The organism is Pannonibacter phragmitetus (assembly GCF_050510895.1).
Classification (GTDB): domain Bacteria; phylum Pseudomonadota; class Alphaproteobacteria; order Rhizobiales; family Stappiaceae; genus Pannonibacter; species Pannonibacter phragmitetus_B.
The window spans coordinates 2607699-2627917 of the sequence record NZ_JBNINT010000001.1 but is presented as its reverse complement, the minus strand read 5'-3'; the positions used below and the strand labels follow the sequence as shown (position 1 = coordinate 2627917).

Sequence of the window (20219 nt, the reverse complement as noted above, 5' to 3'; positions counted from 1 at the left end):
CTGCATTTCCAAATTTCAGGCAGCCAGTATGGCCGCGATCTGGTCCTTCAGGTGAAGGCGCTTCTTCTTGAGGTCTTCCGTGGCTTCATCGGACGCGGGCGCGAGGCCTGTTTCGATGCGGTGAATCTCGCGATTCACGTCGTGATACTCGTCCGCGAGCTTGGCGAAATGGGCATTGGACAGCTTCAGGGCATGAAGCGCCTCAGCCGCCTGCGGGAATTCTTCGTGAAGCTCGTGTGCAACGTGACTCATGCAGGTCCTCCTTGATGGGTTGACCATGGCTGCATGCCTGACTGCAGTCCTTGAGCAAGATCAAAAAACGCAAGAACACTGGGGAGCATGCCGTGGCTGGATTTCTGGACGAGAGCTTTCCATTGCCGGTGGCCTTTGGTGCAAGAGGTGGACCTGAGCGCCGGACCGAGGTGGTGCAATTGGCGAGCGGTCAGGAGGCGCGCAATGCAAGATGGGCCGACAGCCGCAGACGATATGATGCGGGCTCGGGGGTGCGGTCGCTGATGGACTTGCGGGCGGTGGCCGGGCTCTTCGAGCGTGCGAGGGGGCGGCTTTACGGGTTCCGGTTCCGAGATCCCTTTGATAACAGTTCTGCCCAGACTGGCGGTGCACCCGGAGCAGGAGATTGCCTGTTGGGGCAAGGGGATGGATCGCGGACCCGGTTTGCGCTGGTGAAGACCTACGGGACAGGCAATCTTTCCTATACGCGGCGTATCGTACTGCCTGTTGCCGGGAGCCTGCATGTCAGTGTGGAAGGTGCTGCGCTCGGTCCGGCGGCGTTCAGTCTTGATGCCGGGACGGGCGAGGTCGTGCTCACTGCCGCGCCTGCAAACGGTGCAAGGGTACGGGCGGGATCCTCTTTGACGTACCCGTGCGGTTTGACACCGATACGCTGGATTTCAGCCTGACCCACTTTGAGGCGGGTGAGGCGCCGGCCATTCCGTTGGTGGAAATCCGGCTCTAGGAATTTTTGCCGCAAGGCGGGCAGGTCGTCCGCGCCGGACCAAGCAGGAAAATCTTCCATGAAAACAATTGACGAGGCTCTGGCCGCCCATCTGGCGGGCCGGATCACGACACTTTGCGCCTGCTGGCTTGTGACGCGGAGTGATGGAGTGACGCTTGGCTTCACCGACCACGACCGGGCACTTACGGTGCAGGGCGTGATGTGCCACCCGGCCAATGGACTGGAGCGCAGCGCGGTGACGGAAGGACCGGGACTGGCCGTGGGCGGCGGTGAAGTGAGCGGCAGCCTGACGAGCGAGGGCCTCAGCGACGCCGAACTGGAGGCGGGATTGTGGGATGGCGCCGCAGTGCGGGCCTATCTCGTCAACTGGGCGGACCCGCCGCAGGTGTTGCTGGAGCGGCGGGCCACGATTGGCGAGGTGACACGGGCTGGGTTGGTGTTCAGGGCGGAGCTGCGCGGTCTTTCGCAGGCGCTGGAGGCGCGGCGGGGACGGGTGTTCTCCGGCCAATGCGATGCGGATCTGGGGGATGCGCGCTGTGGGGTGGATCTGTCCGCTGCCACCTTCCAGGGGACGGGAACAGTTGCTGTCTCGCATGACGCGCGGCGGCTGCGGGTCTCAGGACTTCATTCCTACACTAGCGGATGGTTCGACGGCGGGCGGCTGGTGGTGACCAGCGGGGCCTTGTCCGGCTTTGCTTGCGAGGTGGCCCGGCACGACCGGACAGATGAGGGGGCAGAGCTGGTTTTGTGGCTGGCGGCACCGCAGATGCTGGCGGCCGGGACCAGCATTGCAGTGACGGCTGGCTGTGACAAGCGCTTTGCCACCTGTCAGGCGAAGTTCATCAACGCGCTGAACTTTCAGGGCTTTCCGCATATGCCGGGGACGGATTTTGTCCTGTCCTACCCGAACCGCAATTCCGGCCAGAACAATGGAGGGGCGATTGTTTCCTGACGGGATCTCACGGCTAGAGTTGCTGGCCGAAGCTCGCAGCTGGATCGGCACGCCCTACCGGCATCAGGCCTCGCTGAGGGGCGTGGGATGCGACTGTCTCGGCCTGATCCGTGGACTGTGGCGCGTGTTCCTTGGGCCGGAGCCTGTGCCGCTGCCTGCCTACTCGCCGCAATGGGCAGAGGCAGGCAGCGCGGTGGAGAGCCTTCTGAGAGCGGCCGAGACCTGGCTGGTGCCCGTTGCAGGGGCCGGCACGCCGGGAGATGTGGTGCTGTTCCGCTGGCGCGACGGCGCTCCGGTGAAGCATGCAGGTCTGCTGAGTGAAACAGGCGGACTGATCCATGCCTATGAGCGGGCGGGTGTAATCGAGAGCCCGCTGGTGCCTGCGTGGTCGCGGCGCATCTCGCATGTGTTTTCCTTTCCTGGAGTTCTGCCATGGCAACCCTGATCCTTGCAGCGGCCGGTCAGGCTCTTGGCAACATGGCCGGAGTTGGAGCCATTGGCGGCATTCTGGGCCGGGCGGCAGGCGCTGTCGCCGGGAGCCTGATCGACAACTCCCTATTCGGTGACAGCCGGACAGTGGAGTCCGGACGGCTGGCTGACCTGTCGGTCCAGTCCTCCGCTGAGGGAGCCTCTTTGCCACTGATCTACGGCCGGGTGCGTCTGGCCGGTCAGGTGATTTGGGCGACACGTTTCGAGGAAGAAGTCAGCGAAGAGAGCGCGGGCGGGAAAGCGGGCGGCGGCTCGAGCACGACAGTGCGCAGCTACAGCTATTACGGCAATTTTGCTGTGGCCCTGTGTGAGGGGCCGGTGGCACGGATCGGGCGCGTGTGGGCGGATGGCAAGCTGCTGGATCTCACCGGCATCAATCACCGCATCTATACGGGCACGCGGACACAAGGTCCCGATCCGTTGATCATGGCAGTGCAGGGCGCAGCCCCGGCCTATCGCGGAACGGCCTATGTGGTGTTTGAGCGGCTGCCGTTGGAGGGCTTTGGCAACCGTTTGCCGCAGCTGTCCTTCGAGGTGGTACGGGTGGTGGAGCGGCTGGAGCCAATGGTGAAGGCGGTGACGCTGATCCCCGGAGCCGGTGAGTTTGTTTATTCCCCTATCAAGGTGACGGATGAGCCTTCGCCCGGCACGACAGTTGTTGTGAACCGGCACACGCCGATTGCTGCCAGCGACTGGCATGCGGCGCTGGATGAATTGCAGGCGCTGTGTCCGGCACTTGAGAGTGTGGCCCTCGTTGTGGCCTGGTTCGGCAGTGACTTGAGGGCTGGACAATGCTCCATCCGGCCAAAGGTTGAGACGGCCAGCCGCAACACCTCCGGCATGACCTGGCATGTGGGGCCTTTGTCCCGGGAGAGCGCGCAGCCTGTTTCTCAGATTGACGGCAGGCCGGCTTTTGGCGGGACGCCTTGTGATGCCAGCGCGATCGCAGCCATCCGCGACCTGAAGGCGCGGGGGCTGAGAGTGCTGCTCTATCCCTTCATCCTCATGGATATTCCGGCTGGCAACAGCTTGCCTGCGCCTGAGGGCGCCGCCTCTCAGCCGGTCTATCCCTGGCGGGGGCGGATCGTACCCTCGGAGAGTGTCTCAGCAGATATTGCGGCCTTCATGGGAAGCGCGATGCCGACCCATTTCAGTGTGAGCGGGGAGGCGATTGGCTTCAGCGGCAATGCAGAAGACTGGGGCTACCGGCGTTTCATCCTGCATCTTGCGTATCTGGCAGAAGCTGCGGGCGGTGTTGATGCCTTCCTGACCGGATCGGAAATGCGCGGGCTAACAAGGGCAAGCGCTGGAGGAGGCAACTACCCCTTCGTGACAGCCTTGAAGGGGCTGGCGGCAGACTTGCGGTCTGTGCTGAGGGCCGGAACGAAGATCTCCTATGCGGCGGACTGGTCCGAGTATGGCGCGCATCAGCCGCAGAAAGGGGAGCTGCGTTTTCCGCTTGATCCGCTTTGGGCCGATCCGGCGGTGGATTTTGTTGGTATCGACAATTACCTGCCGCTGTCGGACCTGAAGGGCGAAGATGGGGAGGCGCCCTACGACCTTGAAGCCTTGCGGGCAGGAGTGGCGGGCGGGGAGTATTTCGACTGGTATTACCGGTCGGATGCGGAGCGGCGGTCTGGACAGCGCACGCCGATCACCGATGGGGCCTATGGCAAACCATTCGTCTACCGAGCCAAGGATATCCGGGGATGGTGGGAAAACCCGCATGTGGAGCGGGTGGGCGGAGTGGAACAGGCTGTTGCGACGGCCTGGGTGCCCAGGTCCAAGCCCATCTGGTTCACCGAACTGGGCATTCCGGCAATTGACCGGGGGGCGAACCAGCCGAATGTGTTTGTCGATCCGAAATCGTCGGAATCCACGCCGCCGTACTTTTCCAGCGGCACCCGCGATGACGCCATGCAGCGCATGGGGCTGGAGGCGGTGCTGAGCTACTGGGGCGGCAGTCATCCGGGGCTGGCGCGAGGGGATAATCCGGTCTCGCCTGTCTATGGCGGGCGAATGGTGGATGAGGCCAATCTGCATCTGTGGACCTACGACGCGCGGCCTTTTCCAGCCTTTCCAGTTTATGGGGATGTCTGGTCGGACGGGGGCAACTGGGAGGTCGGGCACTGGCTGAACGGGCGGCTCGGCTCGGTGACTATTGCCGGGCTGATCCGGCAGATGCTGGAGGACTTCGGCATCAATAGTGAGGCCTGCGAAGTACTGGGACCGGCCGCAGTTGTCGAGGGGATGACGCTCGCGGGGCCTGTTTCATTGCGAGATGCCATCGAACCGCTTCTGCAGGCCTTTGGTGGGCAGGCGCTGGATCTGGGGGACAGGCTGCGCTTTGCCGTTGCCGGAGCAGGCCGAGTGCATGCGCTGGAAGGAAATCTGCTGGCTGAAGAGGCGGAAGACCAGCCGCTGCTGAGCCGGGTGCGGGCGCAGAATGCCGAGCTGACGAGCGAGATACGGCTGTCAGGTGAAGACCCGCAGCAGGATTTCCGCCGGCAGGTGGTGGCCAGCCGCCGTCTGGAAGGTGGAAGCCGGATGGTGAGTTCGCAGGATCTGGCTGTTACCGCCAATCCTGTTGTGCTGATGCAGGCGGCGGATGCCCGGCTGCAGCGGGTTTGGGCGGAGCGGGAGCGGGTGGAATTCTCCCTGCCGCCAACAGAGGCCAGATTTGAGTTGGGCGATCTGGTGGAGATTGCCGAAACACCGGACCAAGTGTTTTCGCCTGCGCTGCGTCTGCGGATCGAGCGGATCGAGACTGCGCAAACACGAAAGGTCGAGGCGGTACGCAGCGCGCCGGTTCTGGCGGTGGCCCGCACGCCACAGAGCTGGGCATCTGTCTGGCAGGACACGGAAGCGGGGCCGCCGCATGTGGTGATGATGAACCTGCCGCTTCTGCAGGACGAGGATGGTGCTTTCTCGCCGGTGCTTGCGGCTTTTGCTCGGCCCTGGCCAGGGAGCTCGTGGTTCTGCGCAGCCGGGCGGGGGACAGCTTCGAGGAAGCGGCGCGACTGGAGCGGCCAGCCACCACAGGCACGCTGATGGCAGATCTGTCACCGGGCCCTGTTTGGCGATGGGATGAGGCTTCCATCTGTGAGGTGGAGATTCACGGCGGGGTGCTGCAAAGCCGCAGCGTAGAAGCAGTGCTCTCTGGTGCCAATGCGCTGGCTGTTCTGAGCCGGACGGGTGGATATGAGCTGTTGCAGTTCCGCCATGCGGAGCTGACGGGCCCCCGGAGGTACCGTCTGACGGGGTTGCTGCGCGGGCAGAAGGGCAGCGAGACTGAAGCGGCCGCTGGAGCTGAAGCCGGGGCAGCTATGGTTTTGCTGGATGGCTCCCACAGGGCTCTGCCGCTGGATGCGGATCTGGTCGGGCGGGAGCTGATTTATCGCATCCTGCCCGCTGGTGCGGCTCTGGATACGGTGGCCCGCAGGGATCTGGCCTTTGCGGCGAACGGCCGGGCGGCACAGCCGCTTGCTCCCGTGCACCTGAGAGCATCGCGGGAGAGCGGGGGCATTCGCCTGTCATGGATCCGGCGGACCCGAAAGGGCGGTGACTCCTGGGATCTTGCCGAGGTGCCACTGGGCGAGACGGCGGAAGCATACCGTGTGGACATTCTGTCTGCCTCTGGCGGGAGTGTCTTGCGATCGCTGACCAGCGGCACCCCCAGCGTGATCTATCCGGCATCTGATGAAGCTGCCGATTTCGGCGGGCCGGTTGCCAGACTGGCTGTCCGGGTTTGCCAGATTTCGCCCGAGGCAGGACCGGGCGCATTCCTGAAAGAGGTGTTGAATGTCTGAGACAGCTAGGCTGGGTCTACCGCTGATTGCGGCGGCGCAGGCGCAGAAACACGTGACCCACAACGAGGCGCTGGCGCGGCTGGATGCGCTGGCGCATCTGCGGTTGATCGAGGAGCGGCAGGCGCCGCCTGCGGCTGCTGGAGAGGGCGATACCTTTCTCGTCGCCACTGGCGCATGGGGCGCTTTTGCCGGGCATGAGAAAAAGGCGGCGCATTACAGCGGCGGGGCCTGGGTGTTCTATCCGGGCTTTGAGGGGCTGCTGGCCTTTCTCGTATCCGAAGGCAGGCTGCTGGTTTTCTCCGGAGGGGCTGGCGGGACTATGCCGCACTTCTCGGTCCGCAGATGGTGCTGGCGCGAAGCAGCGGCGGGGCGACGGCTGGCTTCTCCGTCCTGGAGGCGACGTGCTCAGGGATGAGCGGTGCCTATGTCGAGGCTGAGGGGCTGATTCCGGATCGGGCAGTGGTCTTCGCCGTCTCCTGCCGGACACTCACAACAGTCACAGGTGCAGCGTCCTACGACTGCGGACTTTCTTCCGAAAGGTCGAAGTTTGGCGGGTCTCTGGGCATCAGCGCCGGCGCGCAGAATGCGGGGGTGATTGGCCCGACCGCCTTTTATGCACCCACCAGCGTGCGGCTGTCGGCCAATGGCGGGAACTTTACGGGCGGTGCAGTCCGCGTGGCAGTTCAGTGCCTGGTGGCGGGCGTGCCTGAAGCGTGAAGGCGCAAGGCCAGGAGTTCAAGTGTTGTCGAGGGAGTGATGATCATGAATGTCAGTCCTGAAGGGCTTGCCTTTATTGCCCGGCACGAGGGCTTTTCCTCGCGGGCCTACAGGGATCCGGCGGGGGTGCCGACAATCGGCTACGGCTTCACCCTGGCGTCCCGGCTGTTCCGTGACTGGTGGGCGAAGCGGGGGCGCAAGGATCTCAAGGCGGGAGACATGATCGACCGGGCAGAGGCCAATACCGTGCTGAAGACTCTGGCGGATCATGAGTATGGCGTTGCTGTGCTGCGCCGTTTCGGCAAGCTGCCGCAGAACCAGTTCGATGCGGTTGTTTCTGCTGTCTACAATCTTGGGGAACAGTGCCTTACCTGGCGTTGGGCGGCGGCGCTGGCGGCTGGAAACGTGGCCGAGGCTGCACGGCTGCTGGCCATGACCGGGATCCGGGCAGGAGGGCGCATTCTGCCGGGGCTTGTCCGGCGCAGAACTGAGGAAGCCCAGCTTCTTCAGGGGGCGACTATGGCTTCAACGGCCACAATCCTCTGCCTGAGCCTGACCCTGAAGTCATGCGGGGCCAGCAGATGCTGGCACGGCTTGGCTTCAAGCCTGGCCCTGCCGACGGAATCGAAGGACCGCTCACACGGGCGGCGGTGCTGGCATTCCAGATCGAGCACCCTCCGCTGAGGCTCGACGGCAAGCTGGGCCCTGCCACGATCTCCGAATTGGAGCGCGCCGTTGGAAAGCAAAGAGGCGTTGCAGGAACGCTGATCAGCGGTGCGACGGGTGCGTGTGTCTCCGTCTCGAATGGTGACACCTGGATGGAAGTTCTCGGCTGGGGGCTGGCGCTGGCTGGCCTTGCCTTCGTGATCTATCTGGTTTGGGCAAACCGGGGCCGTATCCGGCTGTTTGCCCGCCAGTTCATTTCCTGAAACCTGAAGCGGAGGGACGGGCATATGAATGGTTGGAAGACATTTGCCTTCAATGGTGCAGTTGGTCTTGCCAGTCTGGGGGCGGGATCATGGATCAGTTGGATCTGATCGATTGGAGCAAGGTCCTGCCGGATGGCTGGGCGCCGTTTGCCGTCATGGTGATCGGCATCATCAACATCCTTCTGCGGCACGTGACCACGGAACCTGCCGCCTGGCGCAAGTAAGCGGGAGTTCTGAAAAGATGTGCGGGACTGGCGGGAGACTGTCAGCCCCGTTCATTTGCCATTCAGGCAAGGGCAGTTACAAAAGGGATACTTCCGGCCCGAACCGAAGCAGGAACAGTCCCGTGACCAGAGCCTTTGCCGCCGCCATTCTCTTTCTTCTTGCCGGACTTGTCCCGGCAGCCGCCAATTGCCTGTCACAGGGCGAGGCTCAGCAGGCTGTCTCAAGCGGGCAGGCTCAGCCGCTGGGTGCTGTCGCAGGCTCCGTGGGCGGCGAAATCGTCAAGGCGCAGCTTTGTGTCGAGGGCGGGCGCTATGTCTACCGGCTCTCCGTGCTGGCCAATGGACAGGTGACGACAGTCGTCGTCGATGCCAGCCGGTAGGCACTGGGCGTAGACTCGCCTAAATGTGAGCGTAGACAGATCCAGCCGGGAAAACACATGCGCCTCCTGATTGTTGAAGACGACAAGGACCTGAACCGCCAGCTTGCCGAGGCACTGACCGAAGCGGGCTATGTTGTGGACCGCGCCTATGACGGCGAGGAGGGGCACTATCTGGGCGACACAGAGCCCTATGACGCGGTGGTGCTGGATCTCGGTCTTCCTGTTCTCGATGGGCTCTCGGTGCTGGAAAAATGGCGCCGCAACAAACGCACGATGCCTGTTCTGATTCTGACCGCCCGCGACCGGTGGTCTGACAAGGTGGCTGGCATTGACGCTGGCGCAGATGATTACGTGGCCAAGCCATTCCATATGGAAGAGGTGCTGGCGCGGGTGCGGGCGCTTGTACGCCGGGCTGCTGGCCTTGCCTCCAATGAAATCGAGTGCGGTGACCTGCGTGCAGATTTGCGCACCAGCCGGGTTACTGTGGGCGGCAGTCCGGTGAAGCTGACTTCGCTGGAATACCGTCTTCTGGCCTATCTCCTGCACCACAAGGGCAAGGTGATTTCCCGGACAGAACTTGTGGAGCATCTCTACGATCAGGACTTTGACCGGGATTCCAATACGATCGAAGTTTTGTCGGACGCCTGCGCAAGAAGCTGGGCGGGGACTATATCGAAACCATCCGCGGGCTTGGCTACCGGATTGGAGAGCCGGTGTGACCGGGGCGGACCACGTGTCGCAGATTGAGGCTGCAGGGCTGCCGCGGCGTAGGTCTCTGGCAACAAGGCTGGTGCTGGCCGCCTCGCTCTGGTCGACGGCGGCGCTTGTCATCGCAGGCTTGATTCTGGTTGGCCTTTATCGCGATGCGGTCGAGCGCGGCTTTGACAGCCAGCTTGAGGTTTACCAGAAGAGCATCATTGGCGCGATGGCGCCTGCTGTTGCTGGAGAGCCGCTGAACAGGCCGGACAACCTGGGAGAGCCTCGCTTCTCCCTGCCGCTTTCCGGCTGGTACTGGACGGTGACGGATCAGGCTAGTGGCGAGCGGGTCTTCGCCTCGCCCTCACTGCTCGGAGATCCGCTGAGTCTCCCGGCGCTTGGCGAGGGGAGCGCAGCGGCAGCGCCGCCATGGCAGGCCCAGGCAACGATGAATTGCGGGTGACGCAGCGGATCATCTCCTTCGGCGGTAAAAGCTATCTCATTGCGGTGGCCGGGCGCACTGCCGGGCTGCGGCAGGACGTGAGGGCCTTTGCCGGGCAGGTGGCTTTGACGCTGTTCGTCTTTGGCCTGGGCTTGGTGGCTGCCGTGTTCCTTCAGGTCCGCTATGGACTTGTCCCACTGAAGCGGCTGCAGGCGTCGCTGGCGGCGGTTCGTCAGGGCGATGTGGAGCGTGTGGAGGAGGATCTGCCCTCGGAGCTTGCGCCGCTTGCGGCAGAACTGAATGCGCTGATCGTCTCAAATCGGGAAGTGGTGGAGCGCGCCCGCACGCATGTGGGCAATCTGGCCCATGCCCTGAAGACGCCGCTGAGCGTGATCTCCAATGAAGCGCGGGCACAGGGCGGGGCTTTTGCGGAGAAGATGACCGAACAGGCTGGCATCATGCGCACGCAGGTTGACCATCATCTTGAGCGGGCTCGGATGGCTGCCCAACGGCGGGTGATCGGTGTGGCAACTCCGGCCGAACCGATTCTGACAAAACTGGCCCGCGTGATGGAGCGCATCCATGATGCCAAGGGGCTGGATATCTCCGCCGACTGCGCTGTCGGGATGCGCTTTCGGGGCGAGCAGCAAGATCTCGAGGAAATGGCCGGGAACCTCCTGGACAATGCCTGCAAATGGGCAAGGTATGAGGTGCGGCTGACATCGCGGCTGACTGACACCGGAACGCCAGGCCGGCAATTCATCGAAATCATCGTCGAGGATGACGGTCCAGGCCTTACCGAGGAGCAACGCAAGGAAGCCGTGAAACGCGGCAAGCGGCTGGACGAAAGCGTTCCCGGCACCGGGCTAGGGCTTTCCATCGTTGCGGATCTGGCGGGGCTTTATGGGGGGCGTTTCGAGCTGTCGTCTTCTGAACTCGGCGGATTGAAAGCACGCCTGCTGCTGCCCGCCGTCTGATGCCAGGCCTTTCGAGGCTAAAATATCTCAACCTAGATCTGCCCGTGCTGTGCAAGGTCAGTATGCGCTTCTCTGTAAGGTTGGGTAATGCAGCTTTACTGGACGCCTGGCAGCCTGTGACCTACATCACTATGAGTGCGCTGCAACATCCCTAATGTTTCATCAAGATGGCGTGATTCGGCCATAAATTTGGGAAATTTTAAGGATAACGGGCGCAGTATGGGAACCTTGTTACCATTCTTGCGTTGTCGCGCTTGAGAACGCGCGAACCGGCCGTAGAGGCTGGTTGATGGAGTGCGAGATGCGGTTGAGCAAAAGTGGGTTGATTGTACTCTTGTCTGCAGGCCTTTCGGCTTGCGGCTCGCTCGGCAGTGACAGCAGCTCCGGCGGCGTGGATCTGTGGGGGTCGGCTTTTGGCCGTTCCGAGAAGTCGATCGCCGAGGCCGAAGCCAATGCAGCTATTAACAAGCTGCTGGAGGGCACGCCAGGTCTTGTGCTTGAATCGAGTGACCGGCGCGTGGCCGCAGAAGCGCAGAAGCAGGCGCTTGCGACCCCAGGTGCAGGCGGCGCTGTGCGCTGGGACAATCCGCGGACCGGCCGTCAGGGCGAAGTTCGTCCGGGGCCCAGATATCAGGTGAACGACACTGAGTGCCGGGAGTTTACCCATCAGGTGACATCCAAGGGAAACCCTGTTCCTGTTGTGGCGCGTGCTACGGCCTGCACAGATGAAAAGGGATTGTGGCGCCCGATTGGCTGAGCCTGATCTGATCCTTGCTCATGGTTTGACCCGCCGGTTTCCGGCGGGTTTTTTTGTTTGTCTGCAACCGCTCGAACACGCAGACGCTTAAGATTTTAATAGCGGGATCAACCCGCTGGAAAGGAACGTTTAAGCCCTGAAGTGCTAGGTTTATCGTCAGTCTTATCCGGTTGATCAAAGTTCTGCGTATCATGACCGATCAGGATCTTCTCAAAAAGAAGATAGAATCCTATCTCGGAGAGCTGTCTCCGGGAGCTGTTACCATCTTGGCCAGGAGCCTGGAGAGGACGCAGGCACTTGGACAGAACGAGCCGCACGCAGAGCTTATTCTAGCAGCGGCGCTGGCGCTTTTGTCTGGGCAATCTTCCGGCGAGGAGCCTGCGGATGATACATCAAGCCTCCACTCCGGCCTCAATTGGCGCCAGAAACTGGAACGGAGCTTTTTCGCGCCGCTCGATGCCTTTGCCATAGATGAACAGCTTCCCCATAAGCAGGCGGGCCGGATCTATCGCCCATATCTGGGTGAATTCTGGGGCTGGATGGAGCGAGATGTCCTCGCGGACGACATCTCGAGGGCAGTTGATTTTCTGGAGAAACGCCCCGGCGATAAAGAGCGGGTTCACCGCGTCGCTGCGGTCTTGCGCAAGAAGGCGGGAGAGGCGTTGGCAGGCATTCTCGAGACCTGCACGGCCTCAGAACGCGAGGAGCGCCGGCTGAAGATGATGCTGGGCGGCGAACGCGCCTTGCAGGATCTTGCTGATGTGGCGAAAGTCTTCCGGGCTGAGCCTTGGCTGAGAGCCTTTCTCCGGCGCATTCCTGACACGCTGAGCGAACGGGCCTTGAAACAGGATGGGAACATTCTGGATCTGGTTTCCGCATATGCCACGCGTCATCCTGAAGATGTTCCGGTGATCGCGGCTGCCATGCTTGACCGGGCAGAAGCTCCCTGGTCGCTCGGACCCTTTGCGGAGCGGCTGGCGAAGGTGCGTGGCGCAAGGTGGCTGACGAAGACCCGCTATGCGCCTTTTGCTTCAATCGTGATTTCGGAGGTAGAGCGGCTGCATTTACTGGCCCATGACCACCGCAAGAACAATCCCGATCCTGTTGGCTTCGCCGGAGCTCTGTCGGCATATGCGGCCATGGTCAAGGGGTGGAGCGGGACATGGATCTGACCGGAGCGGAGCAGTGGCGCGCCCGGATCGCAGAAACCCGCCGGAGTATCTCGGCTGCTGTTTCTGATGAACTGGCCGGTGCTGCCGGAACGGTTCGCCGTGCTCTGCAGGTGCCCAAACCTGATGCTGATGGTGAGTGCCGCGCTGATGAAGCAGCCCTCGATGCTGCCGTCCGCACTTTGAGAGTGCTGGACCTGAGTCGCAGCGCTGCAGAGGTCCTAGCGGTAAATGAAGCAGGAAAACGGGCGCGCCAGTCTGTCGAGCAGACATTGGAGATCATTTCCCGGTCGTTGATTTCCGATCTGGGAAAGGCCAAAGGACCAAACCGCGACGCAGTGGCGTCTGCCGCAGAGGCTGCCATACAGCTTTGCGAAATTTGTTTTGGTCATGAGTATGCCGCCCTTTTGAGGCGAAGCCGGCAGAGCGCGATGTCTGCAGCAGCCTGAAAAACCTGCTTGCTTTCCAGATCCGTGTTTTCACCGCGACCCAAGGTCACACACTCTTTTGTTGCCAGACCGGGTGTGTAACGATCTATATGGCGGCATGACACTCTGGATCTTTTTCGCTCTTCTGACCGCGGCAGCGGCGCTTTCCATTCTTGTGCCGCTCAGGCGCAGCGCAGTTACGGGCCTTGCTGCCGGTGACGCTGCAGCGGCAGAAGCCGTTTACAAGGCCCAGCTGGACGAGCTGGACAAGGATCTTGCGCGCGGTGTGATTGACGAGACTGGGGCCAAGGCAGCGCGCATCGAAATTGCGCGCCGTCTGATCGCCCTGCGCCGGGATGGTGGCCTGTCTGCTGGCCGGCAGGATGTTCCGGGGAGCTACGGGGGCAGCCGTGAAAAGATCGTCATGGTCCTGGCGATTCTGGCTGTGCCTGCGGCAGCGCTTGGCATCTACATGGCGGCTGGTTCGCCATCCTATCCGGATCAGCCTCTTTCTGCCCGTTTGAATACGCCTGTTGAGACCCTTCCGGTGAACCAGATGGTTGCTCGCGTCGAACAGCATCTGGCGCAAAATCCTTCAGATGGTCGCGGATGGGAAGTGCTTGCACCTGTATACCTCTCACTGGGCCGGCCAGAGGATTCTGCAAGGGCGTTCGGTAACGCAATTCGCCTGAATGGCAGCCGTGAGGAGCTCGAGTCTGGTCTTGGTGAGGCGCTTGTAGTTGCCGCCCGCGGCGTTGTGACTGCGGATGCCAAAGCTGCATTTGAACGGGCCGTCGCCTTGTCTCCTGATGCTGTGAAGCCACGGTTCTTCCTGGCGATGGCCTATGGCCAGGAAGGCAGAAAGGATGAGGCTGTGAAGGCCTGGATGCAATTGCTTGCGGGAGCAGACGAGAACGAGCCCTGGGTGCCTGTTGCGCGGCAGGAACTGGCTGCGGTCCAGGGCCAAGTTCCGCCAGCGGCCATGTCTGGTCCCACGGCAGACGACGTGAAGGCTGCCAGCGAAATGAGCGCAGAAGATCGTCAGTCCATGATCCAAAGCATGGTAGACGGCTTGCAGGAGAGGTTAGACAGAAGCGGTGGCTCCGTTGAGGAGTGGGAGAGGCTTCTCCGTTCACAGATTATCCTAGGGGCAAAGGAAGCCGCTCAAGAAACACTTGGCAAGGCAAGGCAGGCAATGGGCGCAGACCAGTCTGCGCTGGCCCGTTTCGACGAGCTTGAGAAGGAACTCGGGCTCGCACGCTAAGAACCGTCGCAAAGGAACCGTGAGGGAGCGGACAAGGGAATGACCAGAAAACAGCGCCGCCTTACGCTGATTGGTGGAGCCGGAGTGGTGCTGGCCGCTGCTGCCGGATTGATCCTTTATGCGCTGAGCGACCAGATCGTCTTTTTCCAGACACCGACGGATGTGATGACCAAGCAGATCGCGCCCGGTCAGCGTATCCGGCTGGGGGGCTGGTCGAGGAAGGTTCCGTCGAACGCCGTGCCAACGCTGAAGTGCTGTTCCGGGTGACGGATACGTCTAACACCGTCCAGGTGGCTTATACGGGCATTTTGCCGGACCTGTTCCGTGAGGGGCAGGGTGTTGTGACTGAAGGCATGATCGGCCCTGATGGAGTGTTCAAGGCAGACAATGTCCTGGCCAAGCATGACGAGAATTACGTTCCGAAGGAAGTCGCTGATGCGCTGAAGCAGCAGGGCGTCTGGAAGGGCGAAGAAGAACAGAAGAGCAATTAACCGCTGGCCGGGCTGGTGCCTGGACTGGCCTGAGGGAGTAGGGGACGCATGATCGTTGAGGCCGGCCATTTTGCGCTTGTATTGGCGCTGGTCATGTCGCTGGTGCAGTCGGTGGTGCCCGTGTGGGGTGCCAAGACCGGTGACTTGCGGCTCATGTCGATTGCCGCGCCTGTGGCCAACCTGATTTTTGTGCTGGTTGCAATTTCCTTCGCATCGCTGACCTGGGCATATCTGAACTCCGATTTCTCCGTTCTGAATGTCTGGGAAAACTCCCACTCCGCGAAGCCGTTGATCTTCAAGATCTCGGGCGTCTGGGGCAACCACGAAGGCTCCATGCTTCTGTGGGTCTTCATTCTGGCGCTGTTCGGCGCACTCGTCGGGTTGTTCAGCGGCAATGTACCCGCGCCGTTGCGAGCCACCGTACTGGCCGTTCAGTCATGGGTGGCGTCTGCCTTCCTCCTGTTCATTCTCATCACATCGAACCCTTTCCAGCGAATTGCGGATGCCCCGTTCGAAGGTAACGATCTCAATCCCATCCTTCAGGACATCGGCCTGGCGATCCACCCTCCGCTGCTTTATCTGGGGTATGTCGGCTTCTCGATCACCTTTGCCTTTGCAGTCGCAGCACTCATTCTCGGACGGATCGATGCAGCCTGGGCGCGGTGGGTGCGCCCCTGGACTTTGCTGGCCTGGCTGTTCCTGACGCTTGGTATCTCCATGGGCTCTTATTGGGCCTATTATGAACTCGGCTGGGGTGGCTGGTGGTTCTGGGATCCGGTCGAGAATGCTTCCTTCATGCCCTGGCTGGCGGGAACGGCATTGCTGCATTCAGCCATCGTCATGGAGAAGCGCGAGGCACTGAAGGTCTGGACGGTTCTGCTCGCGATCTTCACCTTTTCCCTGTCTCTGCTGGGGACGTTTCTCGTTCGCTCGGGTGTTCTGACCAGCGTGCATGCCTTTGCGGTCGACCCGTCACGTGGTGTGTTCATTCTGGCCATTCTTTGTGTGTTCATCGGCGGGTCTCTGGCGCTTTACGCCTGGCGGGCACCTTTGCTGAAGCAGGGCGGCATTTTCTCGCCGATCAGCCGAGAAGGTTCGCTGGTGCTGAACAACCTGTTCCTGACGGCAGCCTGTGCGGCGGTGTTTGTCGGAACGCTTTATCCGTTGGCGCTTGAAGCGCTGACCGGTGAGAAGATCTCCGTTGGCGCTCCATTCTTCAATCTGACCTTTGGTCCGTTGATGGTGCCGCTGCTGATCGCCGTTCCCTTCGGGCCGTTGCTGGCGTGGAAGCGCGGGGACATGCTGGCAGCCTGTGAGCGGCTTTATGCGGCGCTGGGACTGGCTGTTCTTGCGATGCTGTTCGTCTTCTGGCTCTGGGGTATGGATCGTGTTCTGGCCCCGATCGGCGTTGGATTGGCTGTTTGGGTGATGGCAGGCGCGATTGCCGAGATCATTTCCCGCAGCCGCATCCTGGAGGTCGGGCTTGGCCGTGGCCTGCCGCGCCTCTTCGGTCTGCCGCGTTCCGCCTGGGGCACTGTCCTAGGGCACTTTGGCCTTGGCATGACCGTTCTCGGCATTGTCGTGGCTTCTGCTTTCCAGATTGAGGTGGTGCGTAACGCCAAGCCTGGCGATACGTTTGACGTATCCGGCTATCAGTTCACGTTTGATGGGATCGCGCCCCAGCAGGGACCGAACTTTACGGCACAGGTGGGGCACTTTACCGTGCGTTCGGGTGGAAACGAGGTCGCAAAGCTTGCTCCCTCGAAGCGTGTCTATACCGCGCGGGGCATGCCGACGACCGAGGCGGCGATTGCCACTTTCGTGTTCTCGCAGCTCTATATCTCTCTGGGTGAAAGCCATGCGGACGGCAGTGTGGACCTGCGCGCCTATCACAAGCCGCTGATTACCCTGATCTGGTTGGGTACGCTGGTCATGGCGCTGGGCGGTGCCGTGTCTCTGACGGACCGGCGTTTGCGTGTCGGTGCGCCCAAGCCTGCGAAGACGAAGGCCAGCAAGCCGCAACCCGTGGCAGCGGAGTGAGCCGGATGAGAAGAATTCTTGCAAGCCTGCTCATGGTCTTTTCGCTGTGCGGCGCCTCCCTCGCCATCGGACCGGACGAAATCCTGCAGGATCCTGCGCTAGAAGCGCGCGCGCGGGAGCTCTCTGCGCAGCTGCGTTGCATGGTTTGTCAGAATCAGTCGATTGATGACAGCGACGCTCCGCTCGCCAAGGACCTGCGTGTGCTTGTCCGTGAACGTCTCGTCGCGGGCGATAGCAACGAGGCGGTCATCGACTATCTCGTGTCCCGCTATGGTGAGTTCGTGCTGCTGAAGCCCAGGATTGGCTGGAATACGATCTTTTTGTGGGCCGCTGCCCCCTTGCTCTTTTTGCCGGAGGGATCGCTGTTCTGATGGCATCCCGGCGTCAGAAACGAAGAGCATCCATAGCCGAAACAGAGCCTCTGACAGCAGCCGAAGAAGCAGAGCTGGCAGCTATCCTCCAGGAGAAACCTGAGGCTGGCGAATCTGGAAGCGGCAGATAATCGCCAGCTCGCGATACTGGTGCTTCACGCTGCCGCCGCTGCCATAACGGACAGGCGGACCTTGATGAAGCGCATGGTGCGCTGCGCTTCTGCTTCTGAAAGGATGCGGTACTCGCCCTCCCAATGATCTACCTGCGCGGAGGTACAGCGCATGTGGCGGCAGCGCGCCTTGCAGAGCGCACCGAAAGCGGTGTCCCCTATTCCAATTGATTTGCAGAGAACAGCAATTGCCTCCACGTCAGGCCGCACCATTATATTTCGAACAAATCTCTCGTCGATGAGGGCGAACTGGCTCAACAGGAAGGCAAGCTCGTACAGTTCATTGGAAAGGCTGTACTCGATCACAGTCTGATCCAGCTGCTTGTGACCATCGCGCAGATCCTTCAGGGTTGCCTTTGCATTAAGGCGTGACTTGCGCCGTTCCAATCTCCCTTCGTCAACAAGAGCACTCGCCTCCTTGAAGAGGTTGCGGGCCATGCGTTCATTGTTCTCAAAGATGTAGCGCAGCTTGGCCTGCCGGTCAGCCGGAAGCATGGACAAAAGCCTGTCGAAGTTTTGCTTGGACAAATCATGCCGTTCGGTGAGAGCTTCACGCAGGTCCCGGTCACTCTCGGCGAGTTTCACGAGAAGCCGTCCGCCCCAATCCGAAAGTTCTGCGCCTGAATTGGCCGCAACCGAGTGCTGTACGGGCCTCTCACCGCGCTCAAGAAGTATATCGGTGATCCGGGGCTTGAGTTTTTCGCGCTGTGAGATGGCAAGAAGATGTTCCTGCCCCTTTGTTCGGGCCAAGGTGAAGAGGTCATCATCTGTCAGCACTTCGGAATGCCGCAGGACAGGAGCAGCCACATCTGCCTTGTCATTTGCCAGTTTGAGAATGAGCGGCCTTGGTGTCTCCGCCACGTGGGCAACCTTGCCGGAGAACTCCTTTCGGTCTTCGACCTCAACGAGATCCAGGAGATTTGTGAGGATGTCATTGAAGAGCGACAGCTCCTCATTCGAGTAGCGGTCTGCGCCATCAATGAAAAGACTGGCGATATGCCCCATCAATTCGCGGCGTTTCTCGCTACAGCTCTCCTTCGCCAGATCAACAAGCGACCTCAGCATTATTCCCTCTGTCAGATGTAATTCATTCCACGTGGACACTGCAGAAAACAGATTTACAGGGCGATAAAATGAATTATTAAAATTCGATCTTTCTATCTATATTTTTACTAATTGTTACTTGTGACGATGTCTGATTTCGCATGAGTCACAACACATTACAAAGGTTTAATCCGCCGGTCAGGCACCTGTAATGCGGCGTTCTCCATATTCGTTTGCAACAAGGCGCGGTGCCCCGCCTGCGCCGGAAAGACAGCCAAACGATGAGGAGTGATTTCATGTCCGAGCAGCAGAATTCTGAACAGTCCGGCAAGCCTTCCGCAGGATTCTTCGCCCGCCACAAGGCAGGCCTTTTGGCTGGCGCCATGGCTCTGGGCCTTGCCGGTGCACTGACCGTTCAAGGTCTCGTTCCCTCCAATTATGCTTTTGCCGCTCCGGTCGAAGTGAGCCAACCCGCCCCGCTGAATTTTTCCAACGTGGTATCCGCCGTGCAACCGGCCGTGGTAAGCGTCAAGGTCAAACAGGCCGCCCAGCCGCGCATGATGAACTTCCGCGGCGGAGAGGATTTCTTTGGCTTCCCGGGCATGGATGAGCTTCCGGATGGTCATCCGCTGAAGCGTTTCTTTGAGCGCCGCGGCCAAGAAGGGCAGGGTGGCGGTCAGCAGAACTCGCGTCCCTACGAGATGTCCCAAGGCTCCGGTTTCTTTATTTCGGATGACGGCTATGTGGTGACCAACAACCATGTTGTCGACAAAGGCACGGAGTTCACCGTTACCGACAATGAGGGGCATGACTACAAGGCCAAGCTGATCGGGGCGGACCCGCGGACGGACCTTGCTGTCTTGAAGGTGGAATCTGACAAGAAGTTCACCTATGTGACTTTCGCAGACGATGCCCCTTCCGTGGGCGAGTGGGTGGTTGCCATTGGTAATCCCTTTGGTCTTGGTGGTACCGTCACCGCCGGTATTGTCTCGGCGCGTGGCCGTGACATCGGCGCAGGTCCGTATGACGATTTCATCCAGATCGATGCCCCGGTCAACCGTGGCAATTCGGGCGGTCCGGCCTTCAACATGAAGGGCGAAGTGATCGGCATCAACGCCGCCATCTACTCGCCGTCCGGCGGCAACGTTGGCATTGCCTTCGCCATCCCGGCGTCGACGGCGCGCGATGTGGTTGCCTCGCTGCAAAAGGACGGCGCGGTGACGCGTGGCTGGCTGGGCGTGCAGATTCAGCCGGTGACGGAGGATATCGCGGCAAGCCTCGGCCTCGCCGATGCGCAGGGAGCAATCGTCTCCGATCCGCAGAACGGCAGCCCTGCCGCCAAGGCCGGTATTGAAGCTGGCGACACGATCCTCAAGGTCGATGGCGCGGCAGTTAAGGGGCCACGTGAGCTGTCCCGCATGATTGCCGCCTATGCGCCCGGAACCAAGGTGGATCTTACGGTCTGGCGTAATGGCAAGGAGAAGGACGTCTCCGTTACGCTTGGCAAGCTGACCGACAGTCAGCAGCTGGCTTCAGCCGGTGATGAAGGCGCAGGCAAGACCGAGTTGGAAGATCTGGGAGTTGATCTGGCATCCGCATCCCAGGCTGGCCTTGATGTTGACGGCGTGGTTGTCCTCAATGTGGATCCGGCGGGGCCTGCGGCTGAAAAGGGGCTGGCCCGGGGCGATGTGATTGGCGAAGTGGCTGGTCAGAAGGTGGAAACACCGGCAGATGTCCAGGCAGCTCTTGCCAAGGCCGAAAAGGATGGCCGCAAGGCTGTTCTGATGCGGGTCTACCGTGACGACAGTGCCCGCTTTGTCGCTCTGCCGCTGAACGTCGGCTAAGACACGACCATCGAGGCGGGGCCAGCCGATAGCCTCCGGTCAGTTCCGCC

Annotated in this window: 21 protein-coding genes and 3 pseudogenes; 22 read left to right on the top strand and 2 right to left on the bottom strand. The window is 61.2% G+C overall.

The window, feature by feature from the left end; all coding sequences use genetic code 11:
• Nucleotides 1–15 precede the first annotated feature (15 nt).
• Nucleotides 16–252, bottom strand: coding sequence for a YdcH family protein (locus ACQB61_RS12410; RefSeq protein ID WP_430512859.1), 237 nt, complete (start codon nt 250–252; stop codon nt 16–18).
• A gap of 92 nt (nt 253–344) precedes the next feature.
• On the opposite strand from ACQB61_RS12410, the pseudogene ACQB61_RS12405 reads away from it, so the two are divergent.
• From ACQB61_RS12405 to ACQB61_RS12305, 21 genes and pseudogenes are all read left to right on the top strand, one after another.
• A pseudogene (locus ACQB61_RS12405) lies at nt 345–910 on the top strand (phage distal tail protein, Rcc01695 family); the annotation flags it as partial.
• A 124-nt stretch (nt 911–1034) separates the two neighbouring features.
• Entirely contained in the window at nt 1035–1928 is an 894-nt protein-coding gene (locus ACQB61_RS12400) for a DUF2163 domain-containing protein (RefSeq protein WP_430512858.1), read from the top strand.
• A 19-nt stretch (nt 1929–1947) separates the two neighbouring features.
• Nucleotides 1948–2373 carry an NlpC/P60 family protein gene (locus tag ACQB61_RS12395; RefSeq protein ID WP_430512857.1) on the top strand — a complete coding sequence of 142 codons (426 nt, stop codon included), beginning with the start codon at nt 1948–1950 and terminating at the stop codon, nt 2371–2373.
• On the top strand, nt 2361–5468 hold the full coding sequence (locus ACQB61_RS12390; RefSeq protein ID WP_430512856.1) for a baseplate multidomain protein megatron: 3108 nt from the start codon (nt 2361–2363) through the stop codon (nt 5466–5468). The genes ACQB61_RS12395 and ACQB61_RS12390 overlap by 13 nt, the downstream gene beginning before the upstream one ends.
• Complete coding sequence (locus tag ACQB61_RS12385) at nt 5390–6226, top strand: phage tail baseplate protein (RefSeq protein ID WP_430512855.1); 837 nt, start codon at nt 5390–5392, stop codon at nt 6224–6226. The genes ACQB61_RS12390 and ACQB61_RS12385 overlap by 79 nt, the downstream gene beginning before the upstream one ends.
• Nucleotides 6219–6641, top strand: a complete 423-nt coding sequence (locus ACQB61_RS12380; RefSeq protein ID WP_430512854.1) for a DUF2793 domain-containing protein — start codon at nt 6219–6221, stop codon at nt 6639–6641. Before ACQB61_RS12385 ends, ACQB61_RS12380 begins: the two co-directional genes overlap by 8 nt.
• Entirely contained in the window at nt 6638–6943 is a 306-nt protein-coding gene (locus ACQB61_RS12375) for a hypothetical protein (protein WP_430512853.1), read from the top strand. Before ACQB61_RS12380 ends, ACQB61_RS12375 begins: the two co-directional genes overlap by 4 nt.
• A gap of 45 nt (nt 6944–6988) precedes the next feature.
• Nucleotides 6989–7627 (top strand): lysozyme, encoded by a 639-nt coding sequence (locus tag ACQB61_RS12370; protein WP_430512852.1) that lies wholly within the window; start codon nt 6989–6991, stop codon nt 7625–7627.
• A complete protein-coding gene (locus ACQB61_RS12365) occupies nt 7510–7872 on the top strand; it encodes a peptidoglycan-binding domain-containing protein (protein ID WP_430512851.1) in 363 nt (120 codons plus the stop codon). Before ACQB61_RS12370 ends, ACQB61_RS12365 begins: the two co-directional genes overlap by 118 nt.
• A gap of 89 nt (nt 7873–7961) precedes the next feature.
• Entirely contained in the window at nt 7962–8096 is a 135-nt protein-coding gene (locus tag ACQB61_RS12360; RefSeq protein WP_430512850.1) for a hypothetical protein, read from the top strand.
• 122 nt (nt 8097–8218) lie between these two features.
• Nucleotides 8219–8476 (top strand): PepSY domain-containing protein, encoded by a 258-nt coding sequence (locus tag ACQB61_RS12355; protein WP_430512849.1) that lies wholly within the window; start codon nt 8219–8221, stop codon nt 8474–8476.
• A gap of 57 nt (nt 8477–8533) precedes the next feature.
• Nucleotides 8534–9195, top strand: a pseudogene (locus ACQB61_RS12350) (response regulator transcription factor).
• Nucleotides 9192–9635 (top strand): hypothetical protein, encoded by a 444-nt coding sequence (locus tag ACQB61_RS12345; protein ID WP_430512848.1) that lies wholly within the window; start codon nt 9192–9194, stop codon nt 9633–9635. The pseudogene ACQB61_RS12350 and the gene ACQB61_RS12345 overlap by 4 nt, the downstream one beginning before the upstream one ends.
• Complete coding sequence (locus ACQB61_RS12340; RefSeq protein ID WP_430512847.1) at nt 9602–10591, top strand: ATP-binding protein; 990 nt, start codon at nt 9602–9604, stop codon at nt 10589–10591. The genes ACQB61_RS12345 and ACQB61_RS12340 overlap by 34 nt, the downstream gene beginning before the upstream one ends.
• A gap of 301 nt (nt 10592–10892) precedes the next feature.
• Nucleotides 10893–11348, top strand: a complete 456-nt coding sequence (locus tag ACQB61_RS12335) for a lipoprotein LipA (RefSeq protein WP_430512846.1) — start codon at nt 10893–10895, stop codon at nt 11346–11348.
• A gap of 266 nt (nt 11349–11614) precedes the next feature.
• Complete coding sequence (locus tag ACQB61_RS12330; protein WP_430512845.1) at nt 11615–12520, top strand: hypothetical protein; 906 nt, start codon at nt 11615–11617, stop codon at nt 12518–12520.
• Nucleotides 12511–12966 (top strand): hypothetical protein, encoded by a 456-nt coding sequence (locus tag ACQB61_RS12325; RefSeq protein ID WP_430512844.1) that lies wholly within the window; start codon nt 12511–12513, stop codon nt 12964–12966. The genes ACQB61_RS12330 and ACQB61_RS12325 overlap by 10 nt, the downstream gene beginning before the upstream one ends.
• A gap of 97 nt (nt 12967–13063) precedes the next feature.
• On the top strand, nt 13064–14209 hold the full coding sequence (gene ccmI, locus ACQB61_RS12320) for a c-type cytochrome biogenesis protein CcmI (protein ID WP_430512843.1): 1146 nt from the start codon (nt 13064–13066) through the stop codon (nt 14207–14209).
• A gap of 39 nt (nt 14210–14248) precedes the next feature.
• Nucleotides 14249–14700: pseudogene (gene ccmE, locus ACQB61_RS12315) on the top strand (cytochrome c maturation protein CcmE).
• Nucleotides 14701–14748: 48 nt separating this feature from the next.
• Entirely contained in the window at nt 14749–16740 is a 1992-nt protein-coding gene (locus ACQB61_RS12310; RefSeq protein ID WP_430512842.1) for a heme lyase CcmF/NrfE family subunit, read from the top strand.
• A gap of 5 nt (nt 16741–16745) precedes the next feature.
• Nucleotides 16746–17111: a cytochrome c-type biogenesis protein gene (locus ACQB61_RS12305; RefSeq protein ID WP_430512841.1), complete on the top strand. Its 366-nt coding sequence runs from the start codon at nt 16746–16748 to the stop codon at nt 17109–17111.
• A 155-nt stretch (nt 17112–17266) separates the two neighbouring features.
• Here ACQB61_RS12305 and ACQB61_RS12300 read toward each other — a convergent pair whose 3' ends face one another.
• Complete coding sequence (locus ACQB61_RS12300; protein WP_430512840.1) at nt 17267–18346, bottom strand: DUF2336 domain-containing protein; 1080 nt, start codon at nt 18344–18346, stop codon at nt 17267–17269.
• Between the two features lie 275 nt (nt 18347–18621).
• On the opposite strand from ACQB61_RS12300, the gene ACQB61_RS12295 reads away from it, so the two are divergent.
• On the top strand, nt 18622–20169 hold the full coding sequence (locus ACQB61_RS12295) for a Do family serine endopeptidase (protein ID WP_430512839.1): 1548 nt from the start codon (nt 18622–18624) through the stop codon (nt 20167–20169).
• Nucleotides 20170–20219 lie beyond the last annotated feature (50 nt).

What these genes read in the sequence shown, in the direction of transcription:
- ACQB61_RS12410 (WP_430512859.1), bottom strand. Translation starts at nt 252, where the DNA reads ATGAGTCACGTTGCACACGAGCTTCACGAAGAATTCCCGCAGGCGGCT.
- ACQB61_RS12400 (WP_430512858.1), top strand. Translation starts at nt 1,035, where the DNA reads ATGAAAACAATTGACGAGGCTCTGGCCGCCCATCTGGCGGGCCGGATC.
- ACQB61_RS12390 (WP_430512856.1), top strand. Translation starts at nt 2,361, where the DNA reads ATGGCAACCCTGATCCTTGCAGCGGCCGGTCAGGCTCTTGGCAACATG.
- ACQB61_RS12380 (WP_430512854.1), top strand. Translation starts at nt 6,219, where the DNA reads ATGTCTGAGACAGCTAGGCTGGGTCTACCGCTGATTGCGGCGGCGCAG.
- ACQB61_RS12375 (WP_430512853.1), top strand. Translation starts at nt 6,638, where the DNA reads ATGAGCGGTGCCTATGTCGAGGCTGAGGGGCTGATTCCGGATCGGGCA.
- ACQB61_RS12370 (WP_430512852.1), top strand. Translation starts at nt 6,989, where the DNA reads ATGAATGTCAGTCCTGAAGGGCTTGCCTTTATTGCCCGGCACGAGGGC.
- ACQB61_RS12365 (WP_430512851.1), top strand. Translation starts at nt 7,510, where the DNA reads ATGCGGGGCCAGCAGATGCTGGCACGGCTTGGCTTCAAGCCTGGCCCT.
- ACQB61_RS12360 (WP_430512850.1), top strand. Translation starts at nt 7,962, where the DNA reads ATGGATCAGTTGGATCTGATCGATTGGAGCAAGGTCCTGCCGGATGGC.
- ACQB61_RS12340 (WP_430512847.1), top strand. Translation starts at nt 9,602, where the DNA reads ATGGCAGGCCCAGGCAACGATGAATTGCGGGTGACGCAGCGGATCATC.
- ACQB61_RS12335 (WP_430512846.1), top strand. Translation starts at nt 10,893, where the DNA reads ATGCGGTTGAGCAAAAGTGGGTTGATTGTACTCTTGTCTGCAGGCCTT.
- ACQB61_RS12325 (WP_430512844.1), top strand. Translation starts at nt 12,511, where the DNA reads ATGGATCTGACCGGAGCGGAGCAGTGGCGCGCCCGGATCGCAGAAACC.
- ccmI (WP_430512843.1), top strand. Translation starts at nt 13,064, where the DNA reads ATGACACTCTGGATCTTTTTCGCTCTTCTGACCGCGGCAGCGGCGCTT.
- ACQB61_RS12310 (WP_430512842.1), top strand. Translation starts at nt 14,749, where the DNA reads ATGATCGTTGAGGCCGGCCATTTTGCGCTTGTATTGGCGCTGGTCATG.
- ACQB61_RS12305 (WP_430512841.1), top strand. Translation starts at nt 16,746, where the DNA reads ATGAGAAGAATTCTTGCAAGCCTGCTCATGGTCTTTTCGCTGTGCGGC.
- ACQB61_RS12300 (WP_430512840.1), bottom strand. Translation starts at nt 18,346, where the DNA reads ATGCTGAGGTCGCTTGTTGATCTGGCGAAGGAGAGCTGTAGCGAGAAA.
- ACQB61_RS12295 (WP_430512839.1), top strand. Translation starts at nt 18,622, where the DNA reads ATGTCCGAGCAGCAGAATTCTGAACAGTCCGGCAAGCCTTCCGCAGGA.